Origin of the sequence: Archangium gephyra (genome assembly GCF_042230915.1) — a bacterium.
Taxonomy (GTDB): domain Bacteria; phylum Myxococcota; class Myxococcia; order Myxococcales; family Myxococcaceae; genus Archangium; species Archangium gephyra_B.
In genome coordinates this window covers 638012-662489 of the sequence record NZ_CP102578.1, presented here as the reverse complement: position 1 = coordinate 662489, position 24478 = coordinate 638012, and the positions used below count along the sequence as shown (strand labels likewise).

At 68.7% G+C, this 24478-nt stretch carries 26 protein-coding genes; 8 read left to right on the top strand and 18 right to left on the bottom strand.

What is annotated here, in order from left to right:
• Positions 1-169: 169 nt before the first annotated feature.
• Together adh and NR798_RS02735 are read left to right on the top strand one after the other, a co-directional pair.
• On the top strand, positions 170-1696 hold the full coding sequence (gene adh / locus NR798_RS02740) for an aldehyde dehydrogenase (protein WP_375769821.1): 1527 nt from the start codon (positions 170-172) through the stop codon (positions 1694-1696).
• A 21-nt stretch (positions 1697-1717) separates the two neighbouring features.
• The gene (locus tag NR798_RS02735) at positions 1718-2110 is read left to right on the top strand and encodes a DUF779 domain-containing protein (RefSeq protein ID WP_375769820.1); all 393 of its coding nucleotides are present in this window, start codon (positions 1718-1720) and stop codon (positions 2108-2110) included.
• 179 nt (positions 2111-2289) lie between these two features.
• On the opposite strand, the gene NR798_RS02730 is transcribed toward NR798_RS02735, so the two are convergent.
• Genes NR798_RS02730 through NR798_RS02715 form a run of 4 tightly spaced genes read right to left on the bottom strand, consistent with a single transcriptional unit; the run spans position 2290 to position 6002 of the window.
• Positions 2290-3552: a nitrogen regulation protein NR(II) gene (locus NR798_RS02730; protein WP_375769819.1), complete on the bottom strand. Its 1263-nt coding sequence runs from the start codon at positions 3550-3552 to the stop codon at positions 2290-2292.
• Positions 3552-4895, bottom strand: a complete 1344-nt coding sequence (locus NR798_RS02725; RefSeq protein WP_375769818.1) for a hypothetical protein — start codon at positions 4893-4895, stop codon at positions 3552-3554. The genes NR798_RS02730 and NR798_RS02725 overlap by 1 nt, the downstream gene beginning before the upstream one ends.
• The gene (locus NR798_RS02720; protein WP_375769817.1) at positions 4892-5524 is read right to left on the bottom strand and encodes a hypothetical protein; all 633 of its coding nucleotides are present in this window, start codon (positions 5522-5524) and stop codon (positions 4892-4894) included. Before NR798_RS02720 ends, NR798_RS02725 begins: the two co-directional genes overlap by 4 nt.
• A 13-nt stretch (positions 5525-5537) precedes the next feature.
• Positions 5538-6002 carry a hypothetical protein gene (locus NR798_RS02715; RefSeq protein WP_375769816.1) on the bottom strand — a complete coding sequence of 155 codons (465 nt, stop codon included), beginning with the start codon at positions 6000-6002 and terminating at the stop codon, positions 5538-5540.
• 234 nt (positions 6003-6236) lie between these two features.
• On the opposite strand from NR798_RS02715, the gene NR798_RS02710 reads away from it, so the two are divergent.
• Positions 6237-7166: a GNAT family N-acetyltransferase gene (locus NR798_RS02710; protein WP_375769815.1), complete on the top strand. Its 930-nt coding sequence runs from the start codon at positions 6237-6239 to the stop codon at positions 7164-7166.
• 3 nt (positions 7167-7169) lie between these two features.
• On the opposite strand, the gene NR798_RS02705 is transcribed toward NR798_RS02710, so the two are convergent.
• The 8 genes from NR798_RS02705 to NR798_RS02670 all read right to left on the bottom strand — a co-directional run bounded on the left by NR798_RS02705 (position 7170) and on the right by NR798_RS02670 (position 14168).
• Positions 7170-7574 (bottom strand): hypothetical protein, encoded by a 405-nt coding sequence (locus NR798_RS02705; protein WP_375769814.1) that lies wholly within the window; start codon positions 7572-7574, stop codon positions 7170-7172.
• 151 nt (positions 7575-7725) lie between these two features.
• Positions 7726-8721, bottom strand: a complete 996-nt coding sequence (ilvC, locus tag NR798_RS02700; protein ID WP_375769813.1) for a ketol-acid reductoisomerase — start codon at positions 8719-8721, stop codon at positions 7726-7728.
• Positions 8722-8737: 16 nt separating this feature from the next.
• Positions 8738-9208, bottom strand: coding sequence for an aromatic-ring-hydroxylating dioxygenase subunit beta (locus NR798_RS02695; protein ID WP_375769812.1), 471 nt, complete (start codon positions 9206-9208; stop codon positions 8738-8740).
• Between the two features lie 5 nt (positions 9209-9213).
• Positions 9214-10410 carry a Rieske 2Fe-2S domain-containing protein gene (locus NR798_RS02690; protein WP_375769811.1) on the bottom strand — a complete coding sequence of 399 codons (1197 nt, stop codon included), beginning with the start codon at positions 10408-10410 and terminating at the stop codon, positions 9214-9216.
• Positions 10411-10690: 280 nt separating this feature from the next.
• Positions 10691-10924 (bottom strand): hypothetical protein, encoded by a 234-nt coding sequence (locus NR798_RS02685; RefSeq protein WP_375769810.1) that lies wholly within the window; start codon positions 10922-10924, stop codon positions 10691-10693.
• Between the two features lie 239 nt (positions 10925-11163).
• Positions 11164-13050: a T6SS phospholipase effector Tle1-like catalytic domain-containing protein gene (locus NR798_RS02680; RefSeq protein WP_375769809.1), complete on the bottom strand. Its 1887-nt coding sequence runs from the start codon at positions 13048-13050 to the stop codon at positions 11164-11166.
• On the bottom strand, positions 13037-13543 hold the full coding sequence (locus tag NR798_RS02675) for a DUF3304 domain-containing protein (protein ID WP_375769808.1): 507 nt from the start codon (positions 13541-13543) through the stop codon (positions 13037-13039). Before NR798_RS02675 ends, NR798_RS02680 begins: the two co-directional genes overlap by 14 nt.
• Before the next feature lie 109 nt (positions 13544-13652).
• On the bottom strand, positions 13653-14168 hold the full coding sequence (locus tag NR798_RS02670; protein ID WP_375769807.1) for a DUF3304 domain-containing protein: 516 nt from the start codon (positions 14166-14168) through the stop codon (positions 13653-13655).
• A 427-nt stretch (positions 14169-14595) separates the two neighbouring features.
• On the opposite strand from NR798_RS02670, the gene NR798_RS02665 reads away from it, so the two are divergent.
• From NR798_RS02665 to NR798_RS02655, 3 genes are all read left to right on the top strand, one after another.
• On the top strand, positions 14596-15453 hold the full coding sequence (locus NR798_RS02665; protein ID WP_375769806.1) for a Uma2 family endonuclease: 858 nt from the start codon (positions 14596-14598) through the stop codon (positions 15451-15453).
• A gap of 67 nt (positions 15454-15520) precedes the next feature.
• Positions 15521-16321, top strand: coding sequence for a hypothetical protein (locus NR798_RS02660; RefSeq protein WP_375769805.1), 801 nt, complete (start codon positions 15521-15523; stop codon positions 16319-16321).
• A gap of 243 nt (positions 16322-16564) precedes the next feature.
• The gene (locus NR798_RS02655) at positions 16565-16927 is read left to right on the top strand and encodes a helix-turn-helix transcriptional regulator (protein WP_375769804.1); all 363 of its coding nucleotides are present in this window, start codon (positions 16565-16567) and stop codon (positions 16925-16927) included.
• Between the two features lie 224 nt (positions 16928-17151).
• Here the strand turns inward: NR798_RS02655 and NR798_RS02650 are convergent, their stop codons facing one another.
• The 4 genes from NR798_RS02650 to NR798_RS02635 form a co-directional block, all read right to left on the bottom strand.
• Positions 17152-17598: a DUF6527 family protein gene (locus NR798_RS02650; RefSeq protein ID WP_375769803.1), complete on the bottom strand. Its 447-nt coding sequence runs from the start codon at positions 17596-17598 to the stop codon at positions 17152-17154.
• A complete protein-coding gene (locus NR798_RS02645) occupies positions 17595-18785 on the bottom strand; it encodes a ThiF family adenylyltransferase (RefSeq protein WP_375769802.1) in 1191 nt (396 codons plus the stop codon). The genes NR798_RS02650 and NR798_RS02645 overlap by 4 nt, the downstream gene beginning before the upstream one ends.
• A complete protein-coding gene (locus tag NR798_RS02640) occupies positions 18760-19140 on the bottom strand; it encodes a multiubiquitin domain-containing protein (RefSeq protein ID WP_375769801.1) in 381 nt (126 codons plus the stop codon). The genes NR798_RS02645 and NR798_RS02640 overlap by 26 nt, the downstream gene beginning before the upstream one ends.
• A gap of 510 nt (positions 19141-19650) precedes the next feature.
• Positions 19651-19809, bottom strand: coding sequence for a hypothetical protein (locus tag NR798_RS02635; protein WP_375769800.1), 159 nt, complete (start codon positions 19807-19809; stop codon positions 19651-19653).
• A 629-nt stretch (positions 19810-20438) separates the two neighbouring features.
• Between NR798_RS02635 and NR798_RS02630 the strand changes: the two genes are divergently transcribed.
• Positions 20439-20801, top strand: a complete 363-nt coding sequence (locus tag NR798_RS02630) for a helix-turn-helix transcriptional regulator (protein ID WP_375769799.1) — start codon at positions 20439-20441, stop codon at positions 20799-20801.
• An 81-nt stretch (positions 20802-20882) separates the two neighbouring features.
• On the opposite strand, the gene NR798_RS02625 is transcribed toward NR798_RS02630, so the two are convergent.
• Together NR798_RS02625 and NR798_RS02620 are read right to left on the bottom strand one after the other, a co-directional pair.
• Positions 20883-21470 carry a thioredoxin family protein gene (locus tag NR798_RS02625; RefSeq protein WP_375769798.1) on the bottom strand — a complete coding sequence of 196 codons (588 nt, stop codon included), beginning with the start codon at positions 21468-21470 and terminating at the stop codon, positions 20883-20885.
• A 70-nt stretch (positions 21471-21540) separates the two neighbouring features.
• Positions 21541-23766: a protein-disulfide reductase DsbD family protein gene (locus NR798_RS02620; protein WP_375769797.1), complete on the bottom strand. Its 2226-nt coding sequence runs from the start codon at positions 23764-23766 to the stop codon at positions 21541-21543.
• 155 nt (positions 23767-23921) lie between these two features.
• Between NR798_RS02620 and NR798_RS02615 the strand changes: the two genes are divergently transcribed.
• Positions 23922-24467, top strand: a complete 546-nt coding sequence (locus NR798_RS02615; RefSeq protein WP_375769796.1) for a GNAT family N-acetyltransferase — start codon at positions 23922-23924, stop codon at positions 24465-24467.
• Positions 24468-24478 lie beyond the last annotated feature (11 nt).

Sequence of the window (24478 nt, the reverse complement as noted above, 5' to 3'; positions counted from 1 at the left end):
CGCCTCCGGAGTGTGACCGGGAGCCCGAGTGCTCCCTGCCCCGCTCGGTTGATCAATTTTGAACGTCCGCGTGTTCCTGCCCGGCGATGACGCGGAGCGGCACCTGCCTATCTTCGGCCCCCTCTCCCTGCCGTTGCCAGTTCAACCCACGAATCACGCCGAGGTTCGAATGTCGACCGTCTATGAAGCGCCGGGACAGAAGGGCAGCAAGGTCCAGTACCTCCCCCGTTATGGAAATTACATTGGCGGTGAGTTCGTCCCGCCCGTGAAGGGGCAGTACTTCGAGAACATCACCCCCGTCACCGGCAAGCCCTTCTGTGAGGTCCCCCGCTCCACCGCCGAGGACGTCGAGAAGGCGCTCGACGCGGCCCACAAGGCCAAGGCCGCCTGGGGCCGCACCTCCCCCACCGCCCGCGCCGACATCCTCAACAAGATCGCCGACCGGATGCAGGCCAACCTGGAGATGCTCGCCGTCTCCGAGACGTGGGACAACGGCAAGCCCATCCGCGAGACGCTCGCCGCGGACCTGCCGCTGGCCATCGACCACTTCCGCTACTTCGCCGGCTGCCTGCGCGCCCAGGAGGGCAGCCTCGCCGAGCTCGACGAGAACACCGTCGCGTACCACTTCCACGAGCCGCTCGGCGTCGTGGCGCAGATCATCCCCTGGAACTTCCCGCTGCTGATGGCCGCCTGGAAGCTGGCGCCCGCGCTGGCCGCCGGCAACTGCGTGGTCCTCAAGCCCGCCGAGCAGACCCCCGTCACCATCCTCAAGTTCGCGGAGCTGGTGGGAGATCTGCTGCCTCCCGGCGTGCTCAACATCGTCAACGGCTTCGGCATCGAGGCCGGCAAGCCCCTGGCCAGCAACAAGCGCGTGGCCAAGGTGGCCTTCACCGGTGAGACCACCACGGGCCGCCTCATCATGCAGTACGCCTCGGAGAACCTCATCCCCGTGACGCTGGAGCTGGGCGGCAAGTCGCCCAACATCTTCTTCGCGGACGTGTTCTCGCAGAACGACGAGTTCGCCCAGAAGGCGCTCGAGGGCTTCGCCATGTTCGCCCTCAACCAGGGCGAGGTGTGCACCTGCCCCTCGCGCGCCCTCGTCCAGGAGCGCTTCTACGAGGAGTTCATGCAGAAGGCCGTCGAGCGCACGAAGCGCATCGTCCAGGGCAACCCGCTCGACCCCAAGACGATGATCGGCGCGCAGGCCTCCAACGATCAACTGGAGAAGATCCTCTCGTACATCGACATCGGCAAGAAGGAGGGCGCCAAGGTGCTCACCGGCGGTGGGCGCGCCACCCTGTCCGGCTCGCTCGCCGAGGGCTACTACGTGGAGCCCACCATCTTCGAGGGACACAACAAGATGCGCGTGTTCCAGGAGGAGATCTTCGGCCCGGTGGTGTCGGTGGCGAAGTTCAAGGACATGGAGGACGCGCTGGCGGTGGCCAATGACACGCTGTACGGCCTGGGCGCGGGCGTGTGGTCGCGCGACACGAACACTGCCTACCGCATGGGCCGCGCCATCCAGGCGGGCCGCGTGTGGGTCAACTGCTACCACCTCTACCCGGCGCACGCGGCCTTCGGCGGCTACAAGCAGTCGGGCATCGGCCGCGAGACGCACAAGATGATGCTCTCGCACTACCAGCAGACGAAGAACATGCTGGTGAGCTACGACCCGAAGCCCATGGGCTTCTTCTAGGCCCGAGGCGAGAGGCTACCGATGAGCATCGAGCGCGTTGCCGTCACTCCCGAAGCCGAGGCCCTGCTGCGCAAGCTGCAAGGGATTCACGGCCCCCTGATGTTCCATCAGTCGGGAGGGTGCTGCGACGGCAGCGCGCCCATGTGCTTTCCGAGGGGTGAGTTCAAGGTGGGCCAGGAGGACGTGTTCCTCGGCACCATCGTGGACACGCCCTTCTACATCGGCGGCGCCCAGTACGAGTACTGGCAGCACACCCACCTCACGGTGGACGTGGTGAAGGGACGCGGGAGCGGCTTCTCCGTGGAGGCGCCCGAGGGCGTGCGCTTCCTCATCCGCTCGCGCGTCTTCACCGACGAGGAGTACCACGCCCTGGAGAAGGCCGGCCCCGCCCCGCGCGGGCCCCAGCACGGCTGAGACTTCCCTCTCCCCTCGGGAGAGGGTCAGGGTGAGGGTGTCCGGGCCCGTTCTCCAACCCGTGGCCCGCACTGTGGGCAGGGGGCCAACCTGGGTTCACCCGATACCCTCACCCCGTCCCTCTCCCGGAGGGCGAGGGGAAATTGACGTGTGATCAGCACAGGTTCCCAGGGGTGCACCTATTGGTGGGATGCGGGCAGCCGCACCTCGAAGGTGCTGCCCTTGCGCTGCTCGGGCACCAGCGACACCGTGCCCCCGTGCCGCTCCACCAGCCGGCGGCACAGCGCCAGGCCCAGTCCCGTTCCGTTCGCCTTCCCCGTGACGAACAGGTCGAAGAGCCGCTGGCGGACTTCCGGCGGCACCCCCGGCCCGTCGTCCTCCACGCGCACCCGCACCGCGCTCCCGTCCGGCTCCGCCGCCAGCCGCACCTCGCCCTCCCCCTGCGCCTGTGCCGCGTTCTGCAGGAGGTTGGCGAACACCTGTCTCAGCCGCCCTGCGTCCCCCTCCACCGGCGGCAGCTCCGCGAAGCTCCGGCGCACCTTCACCCCCGGGAAGGCCGCCTCCGTCGCCCTCGCCGCCTCCTCCAGCACTTCGGACAGCGCCACCCGCTGCGCCGCCAACGGCCGGTCCGCGCTCAGGTCCAGCAGGTCCTCCGTCAGCCGGCGCAGCCGCTCCACCTCGCCCAGCACGTCCTCCAGCGACTCCTTGTCCCGCGCCGACAGCTTCGCCCCGCTGCGCTCGCGCATCAGCTCCACCGTGCCGCGGATGACGCCCAGCGGGTTGCGAATCTCGTGCGCCGCCATGGCGGCCATCTTCGTCAGCGCCTCGCCTCGCGCCGCCTTCGCCGCCGCCTCGCGCCGCGCCCGCTCGTCCCGCAGCCACCGCGCCGCCACCAGCGCCAGCGCCAGCGCGCCCACCGCTGACAGCGCCACTCCGCCCCACAGCGCCCGCCGCAGGGAATCGCGCGCACTGGAGAAGGCCCGCCCCGCCTCCAGCACCAGCACCGACTCCACCTGCCCCCCGCTCCCGCGCACCGGGAAGTAGCCCACCGTCACCTGCAGCTCGCCCATCGCGTAGCCCGGCCCCACCCGCGTCTCTCCCGCGAGCGCCGCCTCCACTCCCGCCGGGTCCGTGCGCAGCAGGTCCACCCGTCTGCGCGCCGGCCCCGTGGCGTCCGCCGGCACCGCCAGCTTCCGGTCCACCACGTACACCCCGTCCAGCGCGTTGGCCCGCATCAGCGCGTCCAGCCGCTCGGGCGAGGCCCGCGTGTCCGTCAGCAGCAGCGCCGCGGACTCGCCCGCGCCCCGCAGCCGTGCATCCAGCGCCTGCTCCAGCGCCGCGCTGCCCGCGCGGTAGAGGGCCAGGGTCGCCGCCAGCGCGCCCACCAGTCCGAGCGTCGCGAGCCCCAGCGGGCCCAGTGCGCGCGAGGCGAGCCGTGCCATCAGTACAGCCCTCGCGACCACACCAGCGCCACTCCACCGGTGAAGCGGCCATAGGAGAGCGCGGGGACGTTGGAGGACGCGCCACGCCAGCCCACCGAGGCCTGCACGCTCCAGTGGCTCGCCACGTCCCACTCCAGCACCGCGCCCGCGTCCAGGTCACCGTCCTCGCGCCGGGCCCCCAGCGGGTTGTCGAAGTGCTGGTAGCCGCGCAGGGAGAAGCCCACCTCGCCCAGCACGCGCAGCCCGGGACGCACGCCCAGGCGCAGCCCGGCACGCGGGCCGTGCTCGAGGAAGCCGAGCGCCAGGTCGTACGTCCTCAGCAGACCGCCGGACCAGCCCGCCGACACGGTGAGGGACTCGCTGGGGCTCCACTCCACCTCCAGCCGCGCCGTGCTCCGCCACCCGGAGTAGCCGGAGTACACCGTGTCCAGGAAGTCCTCGCGGCGCACGGCCGCCGAGCCCTCCAGCACCACCGGGCCCACCGGGGCGCGCACGGCCCCCTGCAGCCGGTGCGCGAGCAGGTACGGCGCCCCGCCGAGCCCCAGGTAGTCCAGGCCGTACTCCGCGGACAGCTGCAGCGCCGGGCCCACGTGCGCCCAGCCCAGCGCGCCCCCCGCTCCCGCCATGTCGAAGCCGGTGAAGCTCAGGTGGCCCCGGTAGCTCCCGGAGAGGCGCGCGAACGGCCCCCGCTGGCCCCAGGGACGCACGCGCAGTTCGGCGAAGCCCGTGCCCACCCCGTCCGCGCTCCCGCCCTGCCGCCGCGTGCCGTCCGGCGCGAGGTCCACATTGGAGTCGTACTCGCTGCCCAGCCGCACCGAGAGCGCCACCCGCCCCTCGCGCGCGGCCCGCAGGCGTAGCTCCCCGGCGCGCCGCGCGAGCCCCTCGTCCGAGGAGGCCACCGCCGCGTCGAAGAAGGCCCCCGCCTCGCTCGCGCGGCCCTCGCGCAGGGCCAGCACCCCGAGGAAGAAGGAGGCCGTGTCCACCAGCTCCGGCTCGGCGAGGGCCTCGCGGAAGGCCACCGCCGCGGCCGCGTCCTCGCCGCGCTCGAAGAGGGAGAGGCCGGAGAGCAGCGACGCCGCCGCGGCCTCCGTGTCGTCCTCCGAGGCCCTGTCCCCGCGGCAGAGCGTCTTCAGGGCGGCCCGCGCCCGGGCGTTGCGCGGCTCCCTGCGCAGCACCTCGCGCCAGGCGACGAGCGCCGTCTCCGGGTCTCCCGCGGCCTGCTCGGCCTCGGCCACCTCCACGTAGAGCGCGGCGGCGGCCGGATCCGGCGTGGCCAGCGGCGGCACCGGCCCGCAGAGGCCGGGCTCGGCGAGCAGCGCGGCCACCAGCAGGGCCGGGCTCACGGGCCGCCTCCTCCCACCAGTGGCACGGGCCGCTCCGACAACGCGCCCAGCGCGGCACGGGCCTCGGCGAGCCGGTGCCGGTCCTCGCGCTTGCCGGCCAGCAGGATGGCCTCCTCGAGGTAGTGCGCGGCGAGCACCGGGCGTCCGGAGGCGCGCACCTGGGCGGCACGCGCGTGGTACCAGTCGATGGAGGCGGGCGTGGGCGCCGAGCGGAAGAGGGTGGCGATGTCCGAGCGCAGCTTGCGCACCTGCTCGCCGATGCGCGGCCCGGAGGCATCTCCCACCGCATCCAGGAGCGAGTCCGCGCACAGGTAGAGGCGCGCCTCGTAGCAGGCCAGTGCGTGGTAGTAGTCGAGCAGCGCGTCGCGCGCGTCCGGCGCCGTCTTGCGCGCGGTGGAGAAGGCCTCCAGGGCGTCCTCGGCGCGGCCGAGCTTCACCAGCGACGCGGCGATGTACCAGTCCGCCTCTCCGTCGGTGCCCAGGCGTTGGGCCACCTTGAACTCCACGAGGGCGTTGGAGAAGCGGCCCTCGCGGAAGTGGCGGGCACCCTGGAGCAGGTGGGGCGTCGCATCCGGAGGGGTGGCCGCCGTGAGCCCGAGCAGGGCGAGGCAAAGCGCGAGACGCTTCACACGAGGCTTTCTATCACGGCCCGCGGAGGGGTTGCGGCTCCTTCGGACGGCCGTTCCCCGGGCTGTCGGGCTTGGGGTCCTTGTTCTTGCGCACCTGCTCGGCGCGAGAGCGGCCCGCGGCATCCTGCGAATCCGAGCCCACGCCCGCGGCACCCAACGCGGCGGAGCGGGCGGCCTCGAGGCTCCGTCCGGGAGGCGTCCGCGCGGCGTGCTCCGAGGCCTCGCGGCGGGCCTTCCCGGCGGCCTCACCGCGGGTGCGGGCCGCTGCGTCCCGGCGAGCACCCTGCGTGGCGGTGTCCCGGGCCGACTCGGCCACCGGGGAGGACTCCTCGGGCAGACGGGGGAGCTGGGACGGGAGCGAGGCCTGCACCTCGAGCGCCTCGAGGATGGCGGCCCGGGGCTCCTGACGGCGCGACGGCTCCTCGGCGGCCGCGGCCGCGGTCCACAACGAGAGGGTGAGGAGGAGGAGCCCGCGCATGCGCAAAAGCCTAGCATTCTCCGTGCCCGGCGCCGGTTCCCCCGGGAGACAGCCTGTCTGCTACCGGAGCATGCACCATCCGGGACACCCGGCTGTACCAACCGGTACACCTGGGCCTTCTCCCTCTCCCCCTGGGAGAGGGTCGGGGTGAGGGATGTACCCGGTCTGCCCGTGGTCCAGCTCACGCCCCGGGCGATATTTGACAGCGTCAACCATCTCCTTGACGCTGGCATCATGTCCGACAAGGGAGTCGCCCAGCGCGTGGAGGCGGTGAGGCGCTTCAACCGCTTCTACACGCAGAAGATCGGCGTCCTGCGGGAAGGGCTGCTGGAGAGCCCCTTCTCCCTGACCGAGGTGCGCGTGCTCTACGAGCTTGCCCACCGCGAGGAGCCCACGGCGACGGAGCTCGGCCGGGAGCTGGGCCTCGACGCCGGCTACCTGAGCCGCATCCTCAGCCGGTTCGAGAAGAAGGGCCTGGTCCACAAGAAGCCGTCCACCACCGATGGCCGGCGGAGCCTTCTCCAGCTCACCCGGCAGGGCCGGGAAGTCCTCGCCCCGCTCGACGCGCGCTCGAACACCGAGGTCACCCGGATGATGGCCGGGCTGTCTGCCTCCGGGCAGCGGCAGTTGGTGGAGGCGATGCACACCATCGAGGCCCTGCTCGGGGCGAAGGCCGGACCGAAGGCCCCCTACCTGCTCCGGCCGCATCAGCCGGGAGACATGGGGTGGATCGTCCACCGCCACGGCGTGCTGTACTCCCGGGAGTACGGCTGGGACGAGCGCTTCGAGGCCCTCGTGGCCAGCATCGTGGCGGAGTTCATCCAGAACCTGGATCCGAAGCGCGAGCGCTGCTGGGTGGCGGAGAAGGACGGTGAGCCCGTCGGCTCCGTGTTCCTGGTCAAGAAGTCGAAGACGGTCGCCAAGCTTCGGCTCCTCCTGGTGGAGCCGTCCGCGCGTGGGCTGGGCATCGGCTCGCGGCTGGTGGACGAGTGCGTGCGCTTCGCCCGTCAGGCCGGGTACCGCAAGGTGACGCTGTGGACGAACAGCGTGCTCCTCGCCGCCCGGCACCTCTACGCGGCAGCGGGTTTCCAGCTCGTCCACTCGGAGCCGGATCCGCTCTTCGGCGAAGGCCAGGTGGGCGAGACGTGGGAGCTGGCGCTCTGAGGCTCAGGCCCGGGCGAGCCGGTCTTCCACGTCCCGTAGGAGTGCTTCCGTCTCCGGGTCGGGCTTCGTTCTCCTGCGCTGCGCTTCCTGGAGCAGCGCGAGCGCGTGTCCGAGCCGGTGTGCCGCGCCCTCGGTGTCTCCGCGCTGCTGGAGGAGTTCCGCCTCCACACTCACCAGCTTCGCCAGGGCCTTGAGCTTCTCCGGATGCTCCAGCAGCCCCGCCACCGAGCCCGCGTCGATGGTGATGAGCATCCGATACTCCATCCCGAAGAGCGACAGGCTCGTCTGGTGCACCAGGTCGAGCGCCTCCTCCGTCTTCTGGCTCTTGCCCGCCTTGAGGATGGCCGCGAGCGCCGCCACCAGCCGCTCGATCATTCGCTCGATGTAGTCCTCGCGGATTCCAGCCATGGGCACCGGTCCTCTTGAGAGGCCCTCCGACTGGAAGGCTCCTCAACCTAAGAGGCCTTCGTGCCTTGGCAACCCCTGCACGGGTGGGAACCCGGTTGCCTCGATACCCTCACCCCGTCCCTCTCCCGGAGGGCGAGGGGATATTGGGGCCTCAGGGTTTCTGGAACCACGGCATCATCGCTCGCAGGCGGCGGCCTACTTCCTCGATGGGGTGATGCTTGCCCTCCTCGAGCAGCCTCTGGTGGTTCGGTCGGCCCGCCTCGTTCTCCGCGATCCACTCCTTCGCGAAACGGCCGTCCTGGATCTCCCGCAGCATCTCCTTCAGCCGCGCTCGCACCGCTCCGTCCACCACCCTCGGGCCCCGCGTCAGGTCCCCGTAGAGCGCCGTGTCGCTGATGCGCTCGCGCATCCCCGAGATGCCGTGCTCGTACATCAGGTCCACCACCAGCTTCAGTTCGTGCAGCACCTGGAAGTACGCCACCTCCGCCGAGTAGCCCGCCTCCACCAGCGTCTCGTAGCTCGCGTGCACCAGCGCCGTGATGCCTCCGCACAGCACCGCCTGCTCCCCGAAGAGGTCCGTCTCCGTCTCCTCCCGGAAGCTCGTCTCGAGGACCCCTGCCCGCGTCGCGCCCATCCCCTTCGCATACGCCAGCGCCCGCTCCAGCGCCTGTCCCGTCGCGTCCTGCTTCACCGCCACCAGGCACGGTACGCCCTGCCCTTCCACGTACGTCCGGCGCACGAGGTCCCCCGGGCCATTCGGCGCGATCATCGCCACGTCCACCCGCGCCGGCGGCCGCACCAGCCCGTAGTGGATGGCGAAGCCGTGGTAGTAGAGCAGCAGCTTCCCCGGCGTCAGGTTCGGCTCGATGGCCGTGCGGAACAGCTCCGCCTGCGCCAGGTCCGCCACCAGCAGCGCCAGCACGTCCCCGCGCCTCGCCGCTTCCACCGCGTCCACCAACTCGAAGCCGTCCGCCTCCGCGCGCGCCGCCGCCGGAGTCCCGGGGCGCTCGCACACCACCACGCGCACCCCCGAGTCCCTCAGGTTCAACGCCTGCGCCCGCCCCACGCTCCCATAGTCATACACGGACACCGTCAACCCGCTCAGCAGCCCCAGGTCCGCGTCCGCGTCGTAGAACACCCGCGCCATCCGTCTCCCCCCACGCTCAAATCGGGTACACGAGCAGCCCCGGAATCCGGAACGTCTCGTACACCACGTCCATCCGCTCGAAGCGCGGCTCCGGCTCCAGCGCCACCCGCGCCTCCACGTGCCCCACGCTCAGCAGCACCGTCTCGCCGTCCTCTGTCGTCCGGTACACCGCGTAGTTGGCCCGCGCCTCCACGTGCCCCGCTTCCACCTCGCCCACCCGCACGTTCGTGTGCAGGTGCCGGCACACGTGCGGCGTGTAGACACACGCCTTGCGGATGGCCACCACCCGGTCCTCCATCATCGCCCGGCTCGTGCACAGGATGAGGCTCACCGGCAGCCCCCGCTGGTGGTTCTCCCTCGGTATCAGCCGGTACTGCCCGCTCTCGAGGAACAGCGCCGGCCAGCGCTCCAGCTCGCCATCGTCCAGCGCCTCGGCGTAGCGGTAGAGCAGGTCTTCCACGGTGCAGCGGATGGTCGGGTCCCCCATGCTCATCACACTCCCATCAACGTGCGCCACGTCTTCCAGAAGCCTCGGATGGCCGTCTCGTTGGCCAGGTCCTTCTCCGGCTCGCCGTACTGCACCTGCGTCCCCCCAAGCGCCACGAAGGCCGCGGCCCCCCGCTCGCCCTGGATGCCCCGCTGCACGATTTCGAGCGCCTCCACGTCCTCCAGCGAGATGTAGCCCGAGGGCCCCACCAGGTTCGCCTGGAGGATGCGCTGGTTGCGCAGCTCCACCGTGTCGTCCTCGTACCCCAGCAGCGTCCAGATGAGGTCGAAGTCGTTCACGTCCCTCGGCAGCACGTGCCGCGTGGCGATGCTGTTGGAGATGCGGTGGACGACCAGGCTGGGGAAGATGGTCTGGATGGAGACGGCGATGTCGTCCTTGAAGTCCGGCAGCTTGCGCATGAGCTCGGGCGCGCGCAGCTGGTAGCCCTTCTGGTACGTCGAGATGCCCTGCTGCTCGTACTCCTCGCGGTGCTCCTCCGCTCCGCCCTTGTACGAGACGAGGTGCCCGCAGCCGCTCGGCTCCGCCAGCGTCTCGCCCCGCTGCGTCGAGCGGAACAGCCCGAAGGTCGCCACGAACAGGTGCAAGAGTCCCGCGTGGTACGGGTCCTTCACGTTCTCGAAGTACAGCTTCCAGTTGGCCCGCACCCGCTGGCGCAGGTAGCCGAGCACCTGCAGCTTCCGCCCATCGAAGACCCGCGTGAGCTGCGGCCAGACGCCTCCCAGGTACTCGCGCAAGGGCGGCGTGTCCTCGCGGAAGCTCGCGAAGACGAGCCCGTTGAGCACCTCCACGCGCAGCCTACGCAGGCTCAACGCCTTCATGTCCACGTCCACACCGCAGTAGCCGCCCTGCCCCTGCACTCCGTTCTTGAAGGGTACCGCGCGCAGCGTGCCGTCCGGGTCGTAGCCCCACTGGTGGTAGACGCAGTTGAAGCGTTTGTGCTGGCCGCACGCCTCGTGCAGCACCAGCGCGCCCCGGTGCGAGCAGCGGTTGATGAGCACGTGCACCTGCCCGTCCTTCGCGCGCGAGAGGATGACGGGCACGTCCCCGATGTGCGTGGTGCGGAAGCTGCCCTCCTCCGGCACCTCGGCCTCCAGCCCGACGTAGCTCCACGTGGGCCCCTGGAAGATGCGCTCCTGCTCGCGCTGGAACAGGTCCGCATCCGTGAAGACACGGTAGGGCACGTGCGCCGTGTTACCTTCGGGCCACGGCCAGAAGGATTCCGCGGAAGGGGGGATCGGCATGTGAGAGTCCCGGGCGCGGTGGCTCGGGCCCCGAGGGCCCGGGTGCTCACCACGGTGAAGGGGTCAGGTCTTCTCTGGGTCTCGGGGGAGGCGCAGACCCTCACCCCAGCCCTCTCCCAGGGGGAGAGGGTGCTCGCAACCCGAGTGCGCGAGAAACCCTCACCCCGTCCCTCTCCCGAGGGGAGAGGGGAGAGGGGAGAGGGGATGGTGGGGAAACTGATTAGCCGTTGTCCTTCAGCGGCGGCGACTCACGCTTGCTCACGTTCGAGTCGTCGGCCCCACGGCCGCCCACGCCCTTCTCCCGGATGCCGTCGATGCCCACGTCCGAGTCCGCCACGTCCCGGCGCTGCTCCCCTTCTTCCTCGTGCCGGGCTTCCTTCCGGAGTTTCTCCGCGTCCTGGTCCGCCCGTGGATTCATGATGCGCTTGTCCGGCCCACCCTGATTTTCCGCCATCGCTCGCTCCCATCGCAGAAGGACCCCGCGCGCGGCCGCACGAAGTCCGGTGATGAGGCAAAGGTCCGAAGCGTCCCGGCACCCGACAAGGGCCCACGCTCCGCTGCTCGCCCTCCGCTCGTCCGAGAGCCGGCTCAGGTCCGGGGGAATGCACGTGTGAGGCGCTGATTGCAGCGGGGGGCGTCTACTCCAGCGCCGGGGGCTTCGGCAGGAAGCCCCCCCGGCACGATGCAGTGGGCTCAACCCGTGGCGGTGTTCGAGAAACCCCGGCCCGCAGGCTGGTTCACGGCGTACTGCAGCTTCTCATCCCCGCCGATGTAGATGACCCGGGGGTCGGAAGGCAGGGTCGCGTCCTTGGCGAAGCCCGCCAGCGAGTCGTGAACGTAGGTCTCGAAGAACGCGATGATCTCCTGGTTGCGCAGCCCCTGCTTGCGCTCGAACTCGGCCTCGTAGGCGTCGAGCACCGCCTTGTAGTGAGGGCGCAGCTTGTCCCGCCCCTTCTTCTTCGCGAAAGCCTGGAGCATGCGCGCGTCCAGCAGAAGCTGGTTGTCGTAGATGGCCGAGTTGCGCGCGAACGAGCCATCCGAGCTCGGCAGCGTATCCAGGAAGGTCTTCTGCGTGAGGTACTCTTCCTCCTTCTGGTTCGCGAGCTTCAACTCCTGTTCGACCCGCTTCGCCCCGGCACCAAACATCCACGCGCCCGACTGGGCGAGATGACTGGCCATCTGCCTGTGTTCACTGGCCTCGCGCCGCAGCGACTTCGTGGCCTCGGTCAGCCGGCTCTCCTCCTTGGCCCAGCGCGGCTCGAGCTTCTGGAGAAGGAGTTGCTCCGGCGTGGGCTTGCCAGGAACACGGGTTGCCAGCCTGTAGAACCGCCACTGGTAGTAGAGATTCATGTGGGCCAGCATCGTCTCGCCCAACGACTTGGTACCGCCCCAACCCACGGTTCTCATGTAGAGATTGAAGCGGCGCTCGAGCGTATTCAGGGCGGCCTGGCTGGCCGGATCCTCCGCGAAATCCCCCTTCAGGGTCACCGAGGGCATTTGCGCCATCAGAGGGACCCCCGCCTTGATGGCCTCGGCGCGCATGGCCCTCAATGGCACCAGGCTCAAGAATGAGCCGGGGAACGTGCTTCGTGCGCCTTCGCCCTGGCGGTAGCCCCCGCCCACATCCGAGTGCGCGCCGGGATAGACGATCTCGCGGCAGCTCTTCGGGTAGCGGGAACCCTGGGCGACGCTGTCCAGCGGGAAGGAATTGCGGATCTCATGGGCCGCCACCATGTGGACGCAATCCTCGACCATCTCGGGGATGCGGAGGTTGGACGCCCAGCCCATATGGCCGTCGTACATGCCCGAGGACGGGTCCGCGCCAGGCGCGCCGCCATCCGCGAAGGCGATGTCATCGAGCGTGCTGCCGTAGGCGTGGCGGCTCTGCAGCACCTGCTCCAGATTCATCACGCCCGTCGTCAGGTCGAGGGATTGCAGATTGTTCGTGCCCATCGGCGCACCGACCGAAGCCACGGAATCGAACAGCCCCATGAAATACAGGCGGATCGGATAGCGGCCCGCCTTGTGCGTGAAGCGCCAGAGGCCATCGGGACAGCGTTCGCAACGGCCGGCGACCATTCGTGCGAAGGCGCGAGCCAGCGCCGCGCCCCGGGAGAAGCCGAACAGCGCCAGGTGGATCATGCGGCCCTTGCTCTGGGTAGCGCGCTCTTCGAACTGGCGCATCGCCCAGTCGAGTCGAGCCTGACCCTTTCCACCAAAGGCGAGTCCCAGGGTCTCTCCGCCGGTGTCGCCGATCTCCTTGAAGCGCGTGCCGATACCGGGGATGTATTCAGCGAAGATCCCCTGAACCGGATCCTTTCGGGGATGTGCCCGGAACAAGCGAGCCACATTGCTGTGCTCGCCGTTTCCAACATCCGCATCCAGGTTGTTGCCCGTGCCATCGAAGAAGAAGGAAACCCTGACCCCCTGCTGAGCGGAAGCGCTGGAGTCCTTGGCGGAGGCTTGGCTTGTCGGGGCGGGCACTCGCCCCGTCTTGTCGGCCGTCTTGCCCGCAAGTGATGCGGACCGGCACAGGACTCCTGGAGACTGCAGTTTGTTTGGCTCGTTATTGGTAGCCATCTTTGCACCTCGCGGTGTGCTCGTCCGCCACTGTGTTGCCCGACTCCTTGCGCCGCCCCGGGTCATAATCCTGCAACCGCAGTTTCGGCTCCGGGTCCTGCTCCGTGAGCTCGGCCTCGATGTGCCCGTCGGGAAAGAAATGCACTCCGAGGTAGCGGGGGTTGGCCGGTACCGGGCCCTTGAGCAGCGCTTCCTTCTCGCACCAGCGCTTGCGGTCCCGCGTCCACTTGATCCTCAGTTCCACCGGCAGCTTCGTGCCAGGACTGAAGCTCACACAGCACACGTCTTTTCCACCGCCCGAGGTTGGAGAGCTGACGAAAAGGTTTCCTCCGCCCTGGCCGTTCACCTCGAAGCTGTCGATGTACAGGTCGGTGTAGTTGAAGCCGTTGATCGTCAGTGAGACCGGCTGGGTGATGACGGGGACCTCATCCGCCTGCGCAGGCTGTGAGCCCGGCTTCTCCTCGGTCTTCGGCTTGTTGCAGGCCACCAGCATCGAGAGTCCCACCAGCAGCAGGCGCCCTCGCGCCGCACGCGGGAAACTCCGGGCCTGAGGTCGACTCTCGCATCCGGTTTCCATCACATGCCCCTGAGTTGGCTCGGCGTTAGTAGCCATCCTTGCACCTCGCGGTCTGCTCGTCCGCCACGGCGTTACCCGACTGCTTGCGTTTGCCTCGATCGACTCGCTCCAGCCGTAGCCTCGGCTCCGGATCATTCTCCGTAATCTCGGCCTCGATATGTCCATCGGGGAAGAAGTGCACCCCGAGGTAGCGGGGATTGGCTGGCACCGGGCCCGTGAGCAGCGCTTCCTTCTCGCACCAGCGTTTCCGCTCCCGCGTCCATTTGATTCTCAGTTGCACCGGAAGATTGGTGCCCGGACTGAAGCTCATACAGCACACCCCTCCACCACCTCCCGAGGTCGGAGAGCTGACGAAGAGATTTCCTCCGCCCTGGCCGTTCACCTCGAAGCTGTCGATGTACAGGTCGGTGTAGTTGAAGCCGTCGATCTCCAGCGAGACGGGCTCGGTGATGACGGGGGCTTCATCCGCCTGCGCGGGCCGTACGCCCGGCTTCTCCTCGGTCTTCGGCTTGTTGCAGGCCACCAGCATCGAGAGCCCCACGAGCAGCAGAAGCCCTGCGCGTCTTTCGAATGGCAGTCCAGTCGCGACAGTGGAGCGGATCAAAGGTCGTTACTCTGCGTTTCCGCGCCACACCCGCGCTGCTGAGCCCACATTTTCATGTCCCCCCGCTTCCTCGCCATCTTCAGTGGCGGGTCGCCCCACTGTCAACGCACGGGCCCTGGCGTATCCGAATGGACGCGGAGCTCGAAACCAACTCCTCCGGTCAACAGCGCCAGGCCCGCCGTGACAGTGCGCGGCCTCGAGTGTCCGTGGGATGGGACGTGCAGGGCCGGGAGGGACGGCACGCGCCGCGCTCCGTGCCGCGGTTCACTCGCAGCGGCATGCCTGTGTCATCTGGCCCACCGCTTGCTCACGGGTCGTCTCGGGGAGATTGACCGGACAGGTCATGTGCCGCACCGTGCGGGGCATGGCACGTGACGAAGAGCCGCGGGAGGACGCCTATCCCCGGGCGCCCTCGCGGGAAGAGTGGGCGAGGATGAGCGAGGTGGAGAGGGCCCGGGTGGTGGAGGAGCTGCCCGGGGAGGTGACGTGGGACGAGATGGCGATGCCCGAGGGAGACCTGCACTCCCAGGCGAAGATGGGCGCGTTGCAGGCTCTCAAGGGGTACTTCTCGCGGCAGCGGCGGCGGGTGTACGTGGGCTCGGAGCTGCCGGTGTACTACCCCGCCGAGCGCCGCTTCGCGCCAGACCTGGTGGTGGTGCTGGATGCGGAGAACCACCTGCGCAGCAAGTGGGTGGTGAGCCACGAAGGCAAGGGGCTGGACTGGGTGCTGGAGGTCCACGTCGGCGGCGACCGCAAGAAGGACGCCGAGTACAACGTGGAGCGCTATGCCCGGGTGGGCATTCCCGAATACTTCATCTACGACCGGGCCCGGCAGCGGCTGTACGGCTACCGGCTGCCCTCGCCCGAGGCGAGGGAGTACGTCTCCATCGCCTCGGAGCGGGGCCGATACAGCTCGGAGGTGCTGGGGCTGCAGCTGCAGGTGGAAGAGGGCCGGTTGCGCTTCTGGGCGGGGAGCGCGCTGCTGCTGGAGTACGAGGAGCTCATCGACCGGATGCAGGAGACGATGAAGGGGCTGCAACAGCGGGCGGACGCGGACGCCCGTCAACTGGAGGAAGCGGAGCGGCTGCGACAGGAGGCGGAGCAGCGGCTGGCGGAAGAAACACGGCGGCGCGAGGAGGAGGCTCGGCAGCGCGAGGAGTTGGAACGGCGCCTCGCGGAGTCCCAGGCCGAACTGGAGCGCCTCCGACAACGGAGGGAGTGACCTGCGAGATGAGGTGCGGCCTCCCGTTCCGAGAGGTGATAGAAGGGCTCACGGAAGGAGGCCGCACATGGCCGACGACACACCCTTCAAGGGCGGAAGACTGGGGCCGTTCCACCTCGGCAGGCGCTTCAAGCACAAGGACCTCGGGACGGGCCTCGGCCGCCTCTACGAGGCGCACAACGTCCACACCGGGGGCCCGGCCCTCGTGCTGATGCCCGACCGGCATGCGGACTGGGAGCCCATGGAGGACTGGCGGATCTCCGCCTCCTCGAACGTATCGCCACCCTACGTCGCGCTGGAGGTGCTGCACGCCCCGGCCTCGGGCCGGCTGTCCGCGCTGGCGGAGCTGCTCGACCTGCAGGCCTCCGCCGTCGAGCGCGTGGAGCAGAACGCCCAGGCCCGCGCCCACCTGACCCGCGAGCCCATCGGTCTGCTACGCAGGTGGCTCGGACGCTCGCGCCGCTGGCTGCGCTCGCGGCGGGGGCGCGTCATCACGGGCCTCGCCACGGTGGCCCTCGGCGTGGGCCTCTGGTTGGGATTCGCCGGATCCGGCAACAGCCCGACTCCCGGGACTCGTGTGGCCCATGCAGTGGGCGCGGAGGCCGCGGCCCGGCTCGATGCGCCCATCTTTACCGACGAGCACGGCCGAGGTTCGGCGGCCATCGCCTATCCCATGCCCGGGGGCCCCTTCCGCAACCAGGCCAAGGCCCCCTGCTTCCCCGACGAGGGCGAGGTGGAGATCAATGGCGGGTGCTGGGTGGCGCTGGAGAAGCGCCCGCCCTGTCTCAAGAACCAGGCCGAATACCAGGGCAAGTGCTACCTGCCGGTCGGCGCGTCCTCTCGGACGCCCCAGTCCATCCTTCCGTGAGCCAAGGCGCTTGCATGACCGGAAAAGTCATGTTCCTATGGGGACTCGTGAAGTAGTCCACGAAAGTCACTGACTGCCAGCAGTGGATTTCGTGGGCTCCCTCCCAAGAGCAGTACCGGCGTACCCGCGTCAGGGCGGGGCGCCACCTCAACGCTCCCCGAGGTGCCTGGCAGCCCGCGGTGGAGCGTTGTTCTTTTGGGAGGGGAAGTGACGACAGGAGCCCGTTCCCGGGGTGGGCCCGCCATGCGGCGCCGCCTCTCGAAGACACTGGGGAGCACGGCCCGCGAGGCCCGGATGCGCGCGGGCCTCACCCAGGAAGAGGTGGCCGAGCGCATCGACCTTTCCACCGAAGTGTACGGCCGTCTGGAGCGCGGGTTGTTGCTGCCCAGCATCCTCACCCTGCGGCGCCTGTGCCTGGTGCTCCATCTGCCTGCGGATCGGCTGCTCGGGTTGGCCTCCGCGCATCCTCCGCTGTGGACGCGCTCGCCGCCCTCCGAGCGGGATTCGCCCCAGGTGAGGCGCCTGATTCGCTCGGTGCGCGAGCTGAGTGCTTCCCGGCTCCGGATGCTGAGTCTCCTCATCGCCCACTTCCGGCGCCGGGCCTGACTGACTCGTTCACGTGTTCGCGTGTCCTTACGAGTCGTCTGACCCCCAAGGGCGGGCGACCCTGCCAGCAGGGACTCCTCAGGGTAGCAGAGGACTTGGGCCTGTTGGCTGTGACGGCTTGAGCCTCAACACCACGAGGATTGGGGTGGCCCCCACGCTGGGGCCAACCTCGCCCCTCCGCAGGCAACCTCAGATGCTACTGATTCTATACTCTAAGCACACCATCATGGCCGAAAGAACCTGCGCAACCTCGCCCAGATGCTGTCGGGTTCTTTGGGCCGATCCGAGTTGCTTGGCTCTGGCGAGCTGACGCTCGGTGGGGGTACAGGCTCGAAGTACTGCTTCTTGGCCTGTCGGTCGCGCTCACGACCGGCGGCGATCTGCTCGTCGGACCAGTAGCGTGCCCACTCCACCCGGTTCCGTTGAATCCAGTAGTGCGACCGGCACTTGAAGCTCCAGTTCCCAATGGAAGGGTCGAGCGAGATCGTCTCCCCATCGAATATCAGCTTCCAGTCCGTCGGCGTGAAGGGAGTGACGACCTTGTTGCCGCAGCCGCACGCGCACAAGTGTGCGGCCGTGGCGTACTCGATGGACACATAGACGGTGCCCTCCTTCATCTCACGAGGGACGAACTGGACGAACTCGTGAGTGACCGCTGTCCTACGCGTCATGCCGGACCCGGCCTATCCTCGTTCACGAGCGTATTTCCGTCCAAAGTGTATGTCGCGAAGTGCTCGCGTTCGAGGTCTCCGTAGAAGCCGAAGAGCTTCTTCCATCTCACGACGGCAAGAGAAGCATTCAGCGCATTGAGGTCCGCAACCTGAATGTTGCTGCTGTACGGATCATCGCCCCCGTCCGAAAACGGAATGCGGTTCTTCTGCCGCACATGGTCGCGCATCTCCGGAGTACTGGTCGTGACCCTAAGCACGCCGTACACGCTTCCCTTCGCGAGATAGAGGCCCATGCCCACGTCCACGAACGGTACGCCGAACTCTTCGAGCTTTTCAACGAGCGCGCGCTTCGATTCACCACGGTCCAAGCAAAGAAAGACGAAGTTCATGCCTCGCAGCTCTTCGACATTGGATAGGTCGACGTAGTAGCCGTGAGGAATGATGTGCCGGTGCATCTTCGAGTAGACGCCGTGCAGGTAGTTCACTTTCAGTGGCTGCGCCTTCAGCTCGTCCGTTGAAGGCGCGCCGGGGGACCGGAATGCATTGTGCTGCGAGAACTTGTCGCCATCGAACAGGTGGATCTCTTTGACCGGCGTCTTTGCCACTTGATCCAGCACGTAAGAGCCCGTCCCGCCGAGCCCCACAATGGCCACCTTCCCTAGTTCGAGCTTCTGAGTCGCGACGCCAATCCCTGCCCTGCTGGATGCGGTGTCCATGTAGTGGAACACGGAGTCCTCGGCCGCTTCCGCAATGACGGGGAATGTCTTCGCGGTCGCCTGCGGATCAATGACTTGAGCGGGGCCTGACAGGATGGCGACGTAGGTGGTCATCTTGTCGTAGTAGTCCTCGTAGCGCCCGCTCGTTGGCTTGGCGGAGAACGAGCGCTGTGCAAAAAGCTCGCGATCAATCTGCGCGACCGAACTCGAATGGGTGATCTGGGTGATCGCGCGCCCGTCTTGGTTGCAGGGCTCCTCCCCGGAGAACATAGCGACGTGGGTGGCCGGCGGGATGGTCACGTCACCGGCAAGGCTGAGTTCCGATATCAACGTGCCCCGCAGAACCTCCCGACGCGCGTTCACGTAGGGCACGTTCTTGATCACCAGATGATTCCCCCGGATCTCGATCTCGTAGCCCTCGTCGCGGAGCCGCCGGAGATCTGGACTACGACTTATCAGTCGCTGTGACATTGAAGATCATCCCGTTCTTGAGCTTGACGGACTCGCCCTTGACCAACGTGCCCTCGGGCTTGTTCCCTTCACCCCGCCGGTAGGTCACCGTGTAGAGCCGGGTCTCTCCTTGCGGTCCGCCCGGGAACGCGAGTTGGACGACTTGGTCGAACGTCAGCTCCTTACCTGTGACCCGCTTCTCCTCTGCGTTCACGATGATCGTGAACTCCTTGTCGGGCGCTTCGGCCGGGTTCTGCTTCGCGCCATTTGCTCCGGCCTGCGCTTCGTTTGGTGCCGTCATGAGGTACTCCCTTGTATTCACCACGAGTGAAATCTGCAAAATCTGCAAAACCACTTCGGACTTCCTTCCAGCCATCGCGAAGGAACTCCAATTGCCGCTACACCTGAACGCAGAAGCGTGTCCGCATGCCACCATCACCCACATCCACGTACTGAATCTAGAGAAGTCTTAGCGGACTTTGGATCAGGATGACGCACTGCTTCTTATGATCGGCATCCCTGCCTGTCAACCACTTGGGCACAACATGTTGTGGTGTGGCGATAAATCGCTTCAAGATCTAGTCGTTTCCTCTCCTCCCTCGAACTCGCGCTGATCCCAGGTCTCCGATCTAAGGCCCTTACTTGAAGAGATCAACCCTACAGGCCGGTATTTGGCATCACGTGACACTACATGCGTGATCATCCCCCCTGAGAACTACGGAGCCAGCCTAGGCAGTGATTTGCTATTAGTACGACCCCTTGTAACGGGGATGCCCCAATGAGCGAAGCCCTGCGCTCACTCAACGTGGGTCGTGAGGGTGTGTTCGTACGGACACCTTCTGGGACCCCTCCCGGGGGCATGAGGAGGCTCCGTACACGCTGGAACTCAGTCGAAGCAGAACCCCATCGTCGCCGCCACCTTCCCATCCTGCACCCACGCGGTGCAGGCGTATTTCCCGGGGACGCTCGAGCTGCCGCAACGGTCGCTGTAGTCGCCGCCCACGTCGTGGACGGTGGCGCGTAACGAGGGATCCGCGCCGTCCACCTAGTACCTGCTTTCGCAGGACTCGCAGTTGCCAGCGCCCCAGTCGCAGATGCTGCAGCACATCAGCGCATTGCCGGAGCCCTTGCCCTCGCCCCCATGTTCAACGACTTGTAGGAATCGAGGGCGTCGTCAGGGGTCGCCCCGGGTCGGTGTCCCGAGTTCGATGTCGCCGCATAGTTCGCGAAAATCCGCGCAACCAGCTAGGCCCAGCGCGCCCAACAGGAGGAGCGTCTTGAATCGCATGGCCGCGTCCCATCTATCGGGAACTCTATCCCGTGCACCGGGCCGACTCCCGCTGGGAAACGAGCGGACCGGCTTCCACCTCGTGAGGTCCAGAACCTATTCCAGGCTCCGAGTGACCTGCCACTTTGCCGGGCCCGCCTGCGGACCGTACGAAGTGTCTGACATCCTCACTGGGCTCCTATGAGGACTCGTGAAGTAGTCCACGAAAGTCACTGACTGCCAGCAGTGGATTTCGTGGGCTCCCTCCCAAGAGCAGTACCGGCGAACCCGCGTCAGGGCGGGGCGCCACCTCAACGCTCCCCGAGGTGCCTGGCAGCCCGCGGTGGAGCGTTGTTCTTTTGGGAGGGGAAGTGACGACAGGAGCCCGTTCCCGGGGTGGGCCCGCTATGCGGCGCCGCCTCTCGAAGACACTGGGGAGCACGGCCCGGAAGGCCCGGATGCGCGCGGGCCTCACCCAGGCGGAGCTGGCCGAGCGCCTCGGCCTTTCCTCCGAGGTGTATGGCCGGCTGGAGCGCGGGTTGCTGCTGCCCAGCGTCCTCACCCTGCGGCGCCTGTGTCTGGTGCTCCACCTGCCCTCGGATCGGCTGCTCGGGCTGGCCTCCGCGCATCCTCCGCAGTGGACGCGCTCGCCGCCCTCCGAGCGGGACTCGCCCCAGGTGAGGCGCCTCATCCGCTCGGTGCGCGAGCTGAGTGCTTCCCGGCTCCGGGCGCTGAGTCTCCTCATCGCCCACTTCCGGCGCCGGGCCTGACTCGTTCACGCCCGGCACTCCAAAAAGAAAGGCCCCGTCCCCTTCCGGGAACGAGGGCCTCGAGGCCAGGGCGTGGTGGCCTCAGCTCTTGTACTTCACCGAGCAACCATACGGCTCGGTGGTGGAGGCCGGCACCGGCTTGCCATTGAGGAGCGCGTCCACCGCCGTCTTCACGTGGTTGGTGGTGCCCTCCTTCTTGTTGCCGCGGGGGTCGTCGTCGATGGCGCCCGCGTAGCGCACCACGCCCTGCTCATCGATGACGTACATGTGCGGCGTCGTCTTGGCGCCATACGCCTTGCCCACCGTGCCGCTCGCGTCCTGCAGCACCGGGTAGCTGAAGCCCTCGGTCTTCTTCCAGGCCGCGGACTTCTCCGGCGTGTTGCTCGCCGTGGAGTCCACCGCCAGCCACACCACCTTCTTGGCATCCAGCCCCGAGAACGTCTTCTGCATGGTGTCGGCCGTGTAGTGGCGCTGCACGAAGGGGCAGCCCGGGTTGGTCCACTCCAGCACCACCACCTTGCCCTTGTACTGCGACAGCGAGTGCTCCTTGCCGGCCTCGTCCTTCAGGGTGAAGGCCGGGGCGGGCTTGCCCACCTGGGCGGTATCAGCGGCGAAGGCCGCCACGGGCAACATCACAGCGAGGGCCACTGCGGTGAAGAAAGGCTTCATTCGCTCTGCTCTCCTTGTGGGGGTACTGCGGAAGAAGCTCTGAACCAGTGCTCGGATGTGCCAGCGGGCGCTACGTCGCGTCGGCCACCCGCTCGGCCGCCCGGCGCACGGCATCCTTGACGGAGTCGGTGGTGAGCAGCTCGGAGAGCACCTCGGGCTTGTCGGGCGCGGCGGGGCTCACCACCAGGTACATGGGCACCCCGGCCCGGCCGAACTCGGCCAGCTTCGCGCTGATGCGCTCGTCCCGCCGCGTCCAGTCCGCCACGAAGAAGGCCACCTTGTGCTGCACGAAGGCGGCCCGCACCTCCTCGCGCGTCAGCACCGTGCGCTCGTTGAACTTGCACGTGAGGCACCAGTCCGCGGTGAAGTCGATGAACACCGGCTGCCCCGCCTTGAGCGCCGCGGCCACCGCCGCCTCGTCCCACGGCTGCGCCTCGGCCACCATCGACGCCTTGCGCACGGCCGGGCCCGTCTCGTCGAAGCGCAGCGAGAGGCCGCCGCCCACCGCCAGCACCGCCACCACCGCCGCCACGCCCGCCGCCTTGCGCCCGCCCGAGGCCCCCTGCACCAGGCCGTACAGCCACGCGCTCAGGCCCACCACGGCGAGGAAGGCGAGCAGCCGCGCCATGCCGTCCACGCCCGTGAGGCCGCCCATCACCCACGCCAGCCACACCGTGGTGCCCAGCAGCGCGAAGCCGAGCAGTTGCTTGCCGCGCTCCATCCACGCACCCGGCTTGGGGAGGAACTTCGTCAGCCCAGGCACCAGCACCAGCAGGCAGAAGGGCAGCGCCAGGCCGAGGCCCAGCATGAGGAAGGTGGCCAGCACCGTGACCGGGCCCGCCGCGAGCGCGAAGCCCACCGCGGTGCCCAGCAGCGGCGCCGAGCAGGGCGTGGCCAGCACCACCGCCAGCACGCCCTCGCCCGCGCTGCGCGCGAAGCCGTGGCTCGAGTCCACCTTCTCCACCAGCGCGGTGCCGTCCGTGCCCACGTTGAAGACGCCGAAGAGGTTGAGCGCGAAGGCCACCAGCACCGCGGCCACCGCGGCCACGAAGAGCGGCTCCTGGAACTGGAAGCCCCAGCCCACGCTGCTGCCGCCAGCGCGCAAGGCCAGCACCACGCCGGCCAGCACCATCAGCGAGCCCACGATGCCGCCCGCGTACGCCAGCGCGTGCAGCCCCACCTGGCCGCGCTCGGAGTGCACGGTGCGGGTGAAGCCGTACGCCTTGAGGGCCAGCACCGGGAAGACGCACGGCATGAGGTTGAGCAGCGCGCCCCCGAGGAAGGCGAAGAGCAGCACCAGCCCCAGCGACAGCGAGGACTCCGCCGCCACGGCCGGCTTCGACACGGCCACGGGCGCAGCGGGCGCGGTCACCACGGACGCCAGCGGCAGGCTCAGCGTCAGCGCGGTGGCACCCGCGGCCGGGCCCAGGCGCAGCACGCCCGCGAACCGAGGCTCCTGCGCGGGCACGTCCGGAGTGGCCTCGCCCTCCAGCTTGAAGGTGCCGGGCCTGCCCGCCACGGGCGACAGCGCCAGGCGCGCGATGCCGGGGATGCGCTCGGGGACGAAGAAGTCCTTCTCCACCTCGGGCACCGGCTGGCCCTGGGGGCCCGTCACGGTGAGCGTGCCGGTGAAGGGCTGGCCGGCGGTGAGCGGCTTCGCGTCGAGCGCGAGCGTCACCGCGTGGCCGGAGCGCTCGGGCGGCACGGGCACGCGCGCGCGGGCCGCGTCGAAACCGGGCTCGTGCGCCGCGTCCGGCCGCGTCTCGGGGCCCACGGGCAGGTTGCGGGTGAGCATGAGCTGCGCGGGCAGGCAGTGCACCTCGCACACCAGCACGTCCGCCGCGGCCGACAGCTGCAGCGAGCCCTCGGCCTTCTCGGAGGCACGGGCCTCGGCGAAGAGGAGCACCTCGTCCGCGTAGCCGTAGGTGGTGATGTAGCCGTCCGAGGTGCGGAAGGTGGACGGCGCGGGCCACTGCAGCGCGCCCACGGTGGTGCCCGGCGTGTCCCACGTCACCTCGGAGGCCAGCCCCGACTCGCCCGGGTTCTTCCAGTAGATGTGCCAGCCCGGGTCCATGCGGAAGCGCACGCCCACGCGGAAGGCGTCTCCCGCCTTCACCTGGGCCACGTCCGTCAAGAGGGCGGCTTCCACCCGATCATTGCCCTCGTCCGGCGCGCCACTGGCCACCGCCGTGGAGGGCAACTGTGCCCGGGCCCCACCCGCGCCGAGGCACAGCCCCAGCACCGCGGTGAAGAGAAGTCCCCCCCAGCTCGAACGTCGTACCCGCTGCTGCGTCATGCGCCTCCCGTTAACCCACCGGCCCGCCATCCGCCAGCCAGATGCCCGTGGATTGGTTCCCACCAACCCTCCAGGCGGGCAGGCATTCCCGGGCGGCCCTCCCCGGGGATAGGGGTGATACGTGGGCCTCGGCCCTTGAGTTACAGGTGATGAGGGTGGACACCTTCCATACCGCTCGAATGCTCGCCGAGCGGCCGCGTCCGGAGGACTTCCCGGAATGGTGCCAACTCCTCCAGGACCCCCGGGTCGCGGCCACGCTGGGAGGGCCACGCTCCGAGGCACGCCTCCGGCGGGACTTCGACGTGGCCCTGGAGCATTGGGCGCGGTACGGCTTCGGCGTCTGGATGTTCCGCGACCCGGCCGACGGACGGCTCATCGGCCGCTGCGGTCTCCGGCACGCCGAGGTGGAGGGCCACGCGGAGCGCGAGCTGCTCTACGCGCTGCGCTTCGAGTCCTGGGGGCAGGGGCTCGCCACGGAGATGGCCGCGGCCTCGCTGGAGGTGGGCCTCGAGCGGCTCGGCCTGGAGGACGTGGTGGCCTTCACGCTGACCACCAACAGCGCCTCGCGGCGCGTGATGGAGAAGGTGGGCATGCGCTACGAGCGGGACATCACCCACGCGGACCTGCCGCACGTCCTCTTCCGCCTCACCGCCGCGGAGTGGCACCGCGGTCCCGTGCGCGAGCGGTTTCCGCTCCGCTGAACCACCCGAGA

Excerpts from the sequence above, each read along its gene's own strand:
- ilvC (WP_375769813.1), bottom strand. The coding sequence starts at position 8,721 with ATGGCGCGGGTGTTCTACGACGCGGACGCGGACCTGGGGCTGCTGAGC.
- NR798_RS02680 (WP_375769809.1), bottom strand. The coding sequence starts at position 13,050 with ATGGCTACCAATAACGAGCCAAACAAACTGCAGTCTCCAGGAGTCCTG.
- NR798_RS02650 (WP_375769803.1), bottom strand. The coding sequence starts at position 17,598 with ATGACGCGTAGGACAGCGGTCACTCACGAGTTCGTCCAGTTCGTCCCT.
- NR798_RS02730 (WP_375769819.1), bottom strand. The coding sequence starts at position 3,552 with ATGGCACGGCTCGCCTCGCGCGCACTGGGCCCGCTGGGGCTCGCGACG.
- NR798_RS02695 (WP_375769812.1), bottom strand. The coding sequence starts at position 9,208 with ATGGGGGACCCGACCATCCGCTGCACCGTGGAAGACCTGCTCTACCGC.
- NR798_RS02630 (WP_375769799.1), top strand. The coding sequence starts at position 20,439 with ATGCGGCGCCGCCTCTCGAAGACACTGGGGAGCACGGCCCGGAAGGCC.
- NR798_RS02645 (WP_375769802.1), bottom strand. The coding sequence starts at position 18,785 with ATGTCACAGCGACTGATAAGTCGTAGTCCAGATCTCCGGCGGCTCCGC.
- NR798_RS02710 (WP_375769815.1), top strand. The coding sequence starts at position 6,237 with ATGTCCGACAAGGGAGTCGCCCAGCGCGTGGAGGCGGTGAGGCGCTTC.
- NR798_RS02655 (WP_375769804.1), top strand. The coding sequence starts at position 16,565 with ATGCGGCGCCGCCTCTCGAAGACACTGGGGAGCACGGCCCGCGAGGCC.
- NR798_RS02660 (WP_375769805.1), top strand. The coding sequence starts at position 15,521 with ATGGCCGACGACACACCCTTCAAGGGCGGAAGACTGGGGCCGTTCCAC.
- NR798_RS02705 (WP_375769814.1), bottom strand. The coding sequence starts at position 7,574 with ATGGCTGGAATCCGCGAGGACTACATCGAGCGAATGATCGAGCGGCTG.
- NR798_RS02735 (WP_375769820.1), top strand. The coding sequence starts at position 1,718 with ATGAGCATCGAGCGCGTTGCCGTCACTCCCGAAGCCGAGGCCCTGCTG.
- NR798_RS02715 (WP_375769816.1), bottom strand. The coding sequence starts at position 6,002 with ATGCGCGGGCTCCTCCTCCTCACCCTCTCGTTGTGGACCGCGGCCGCG.
- NR798_RS02625 (WP_375769798.1), bottom strand. The coding sequence starts at position 21,470 with ATGAAGCCTTTCTTCACCGCAGTGGCCCTCGCTGTGATGTTGCCCGTG.
- NR798_RS02685 (WP_375769810.1), bottom strand. The coding sequence starts at position 10,924 with ATGGCGGAAAATCAGGGTGGGCCGGACAAGCGCATCATGAATCCACGG.
- NR798_RS02675 (WP_375769808.1), bottom strand. The coding sequence starts at position 13,543 with ATGCTGGTGGCCTGCAACAAGCCGAAGACCGAGGAGAAGCCGGGCTCA.
- NR798_RS02665 (WP_375769806.1), top strand. The coding sequence starts at position 14,596 with ATGGCACGTGACGAAGAGCCGCGGGAGGACGCCTATCCCCGGGCGCCC.
- adh (WP_375769821.1), top strand. The coding sequence starts at position 170 with ATGTCGACCGTCTATGAAGCGCCGGGACAGAAGGGCAGCAAGGTCCAG.
- NR798_RS02640 (WP_375769801.1), bottom strand. The coding sequence starts at position 19,140 with ATGGCTGGAAGGAAGTCCGAAGTGGTTTTGCAGATTTTGCAGATTTCA.
- NR798_RS02620 (WP_375769797.1), bottom strand. The coding sequence starts at position 23,766 with ATGACGCAGCAGCGGGTACGACGTTCGAGCTGGGGGGGACTTCTCTTC.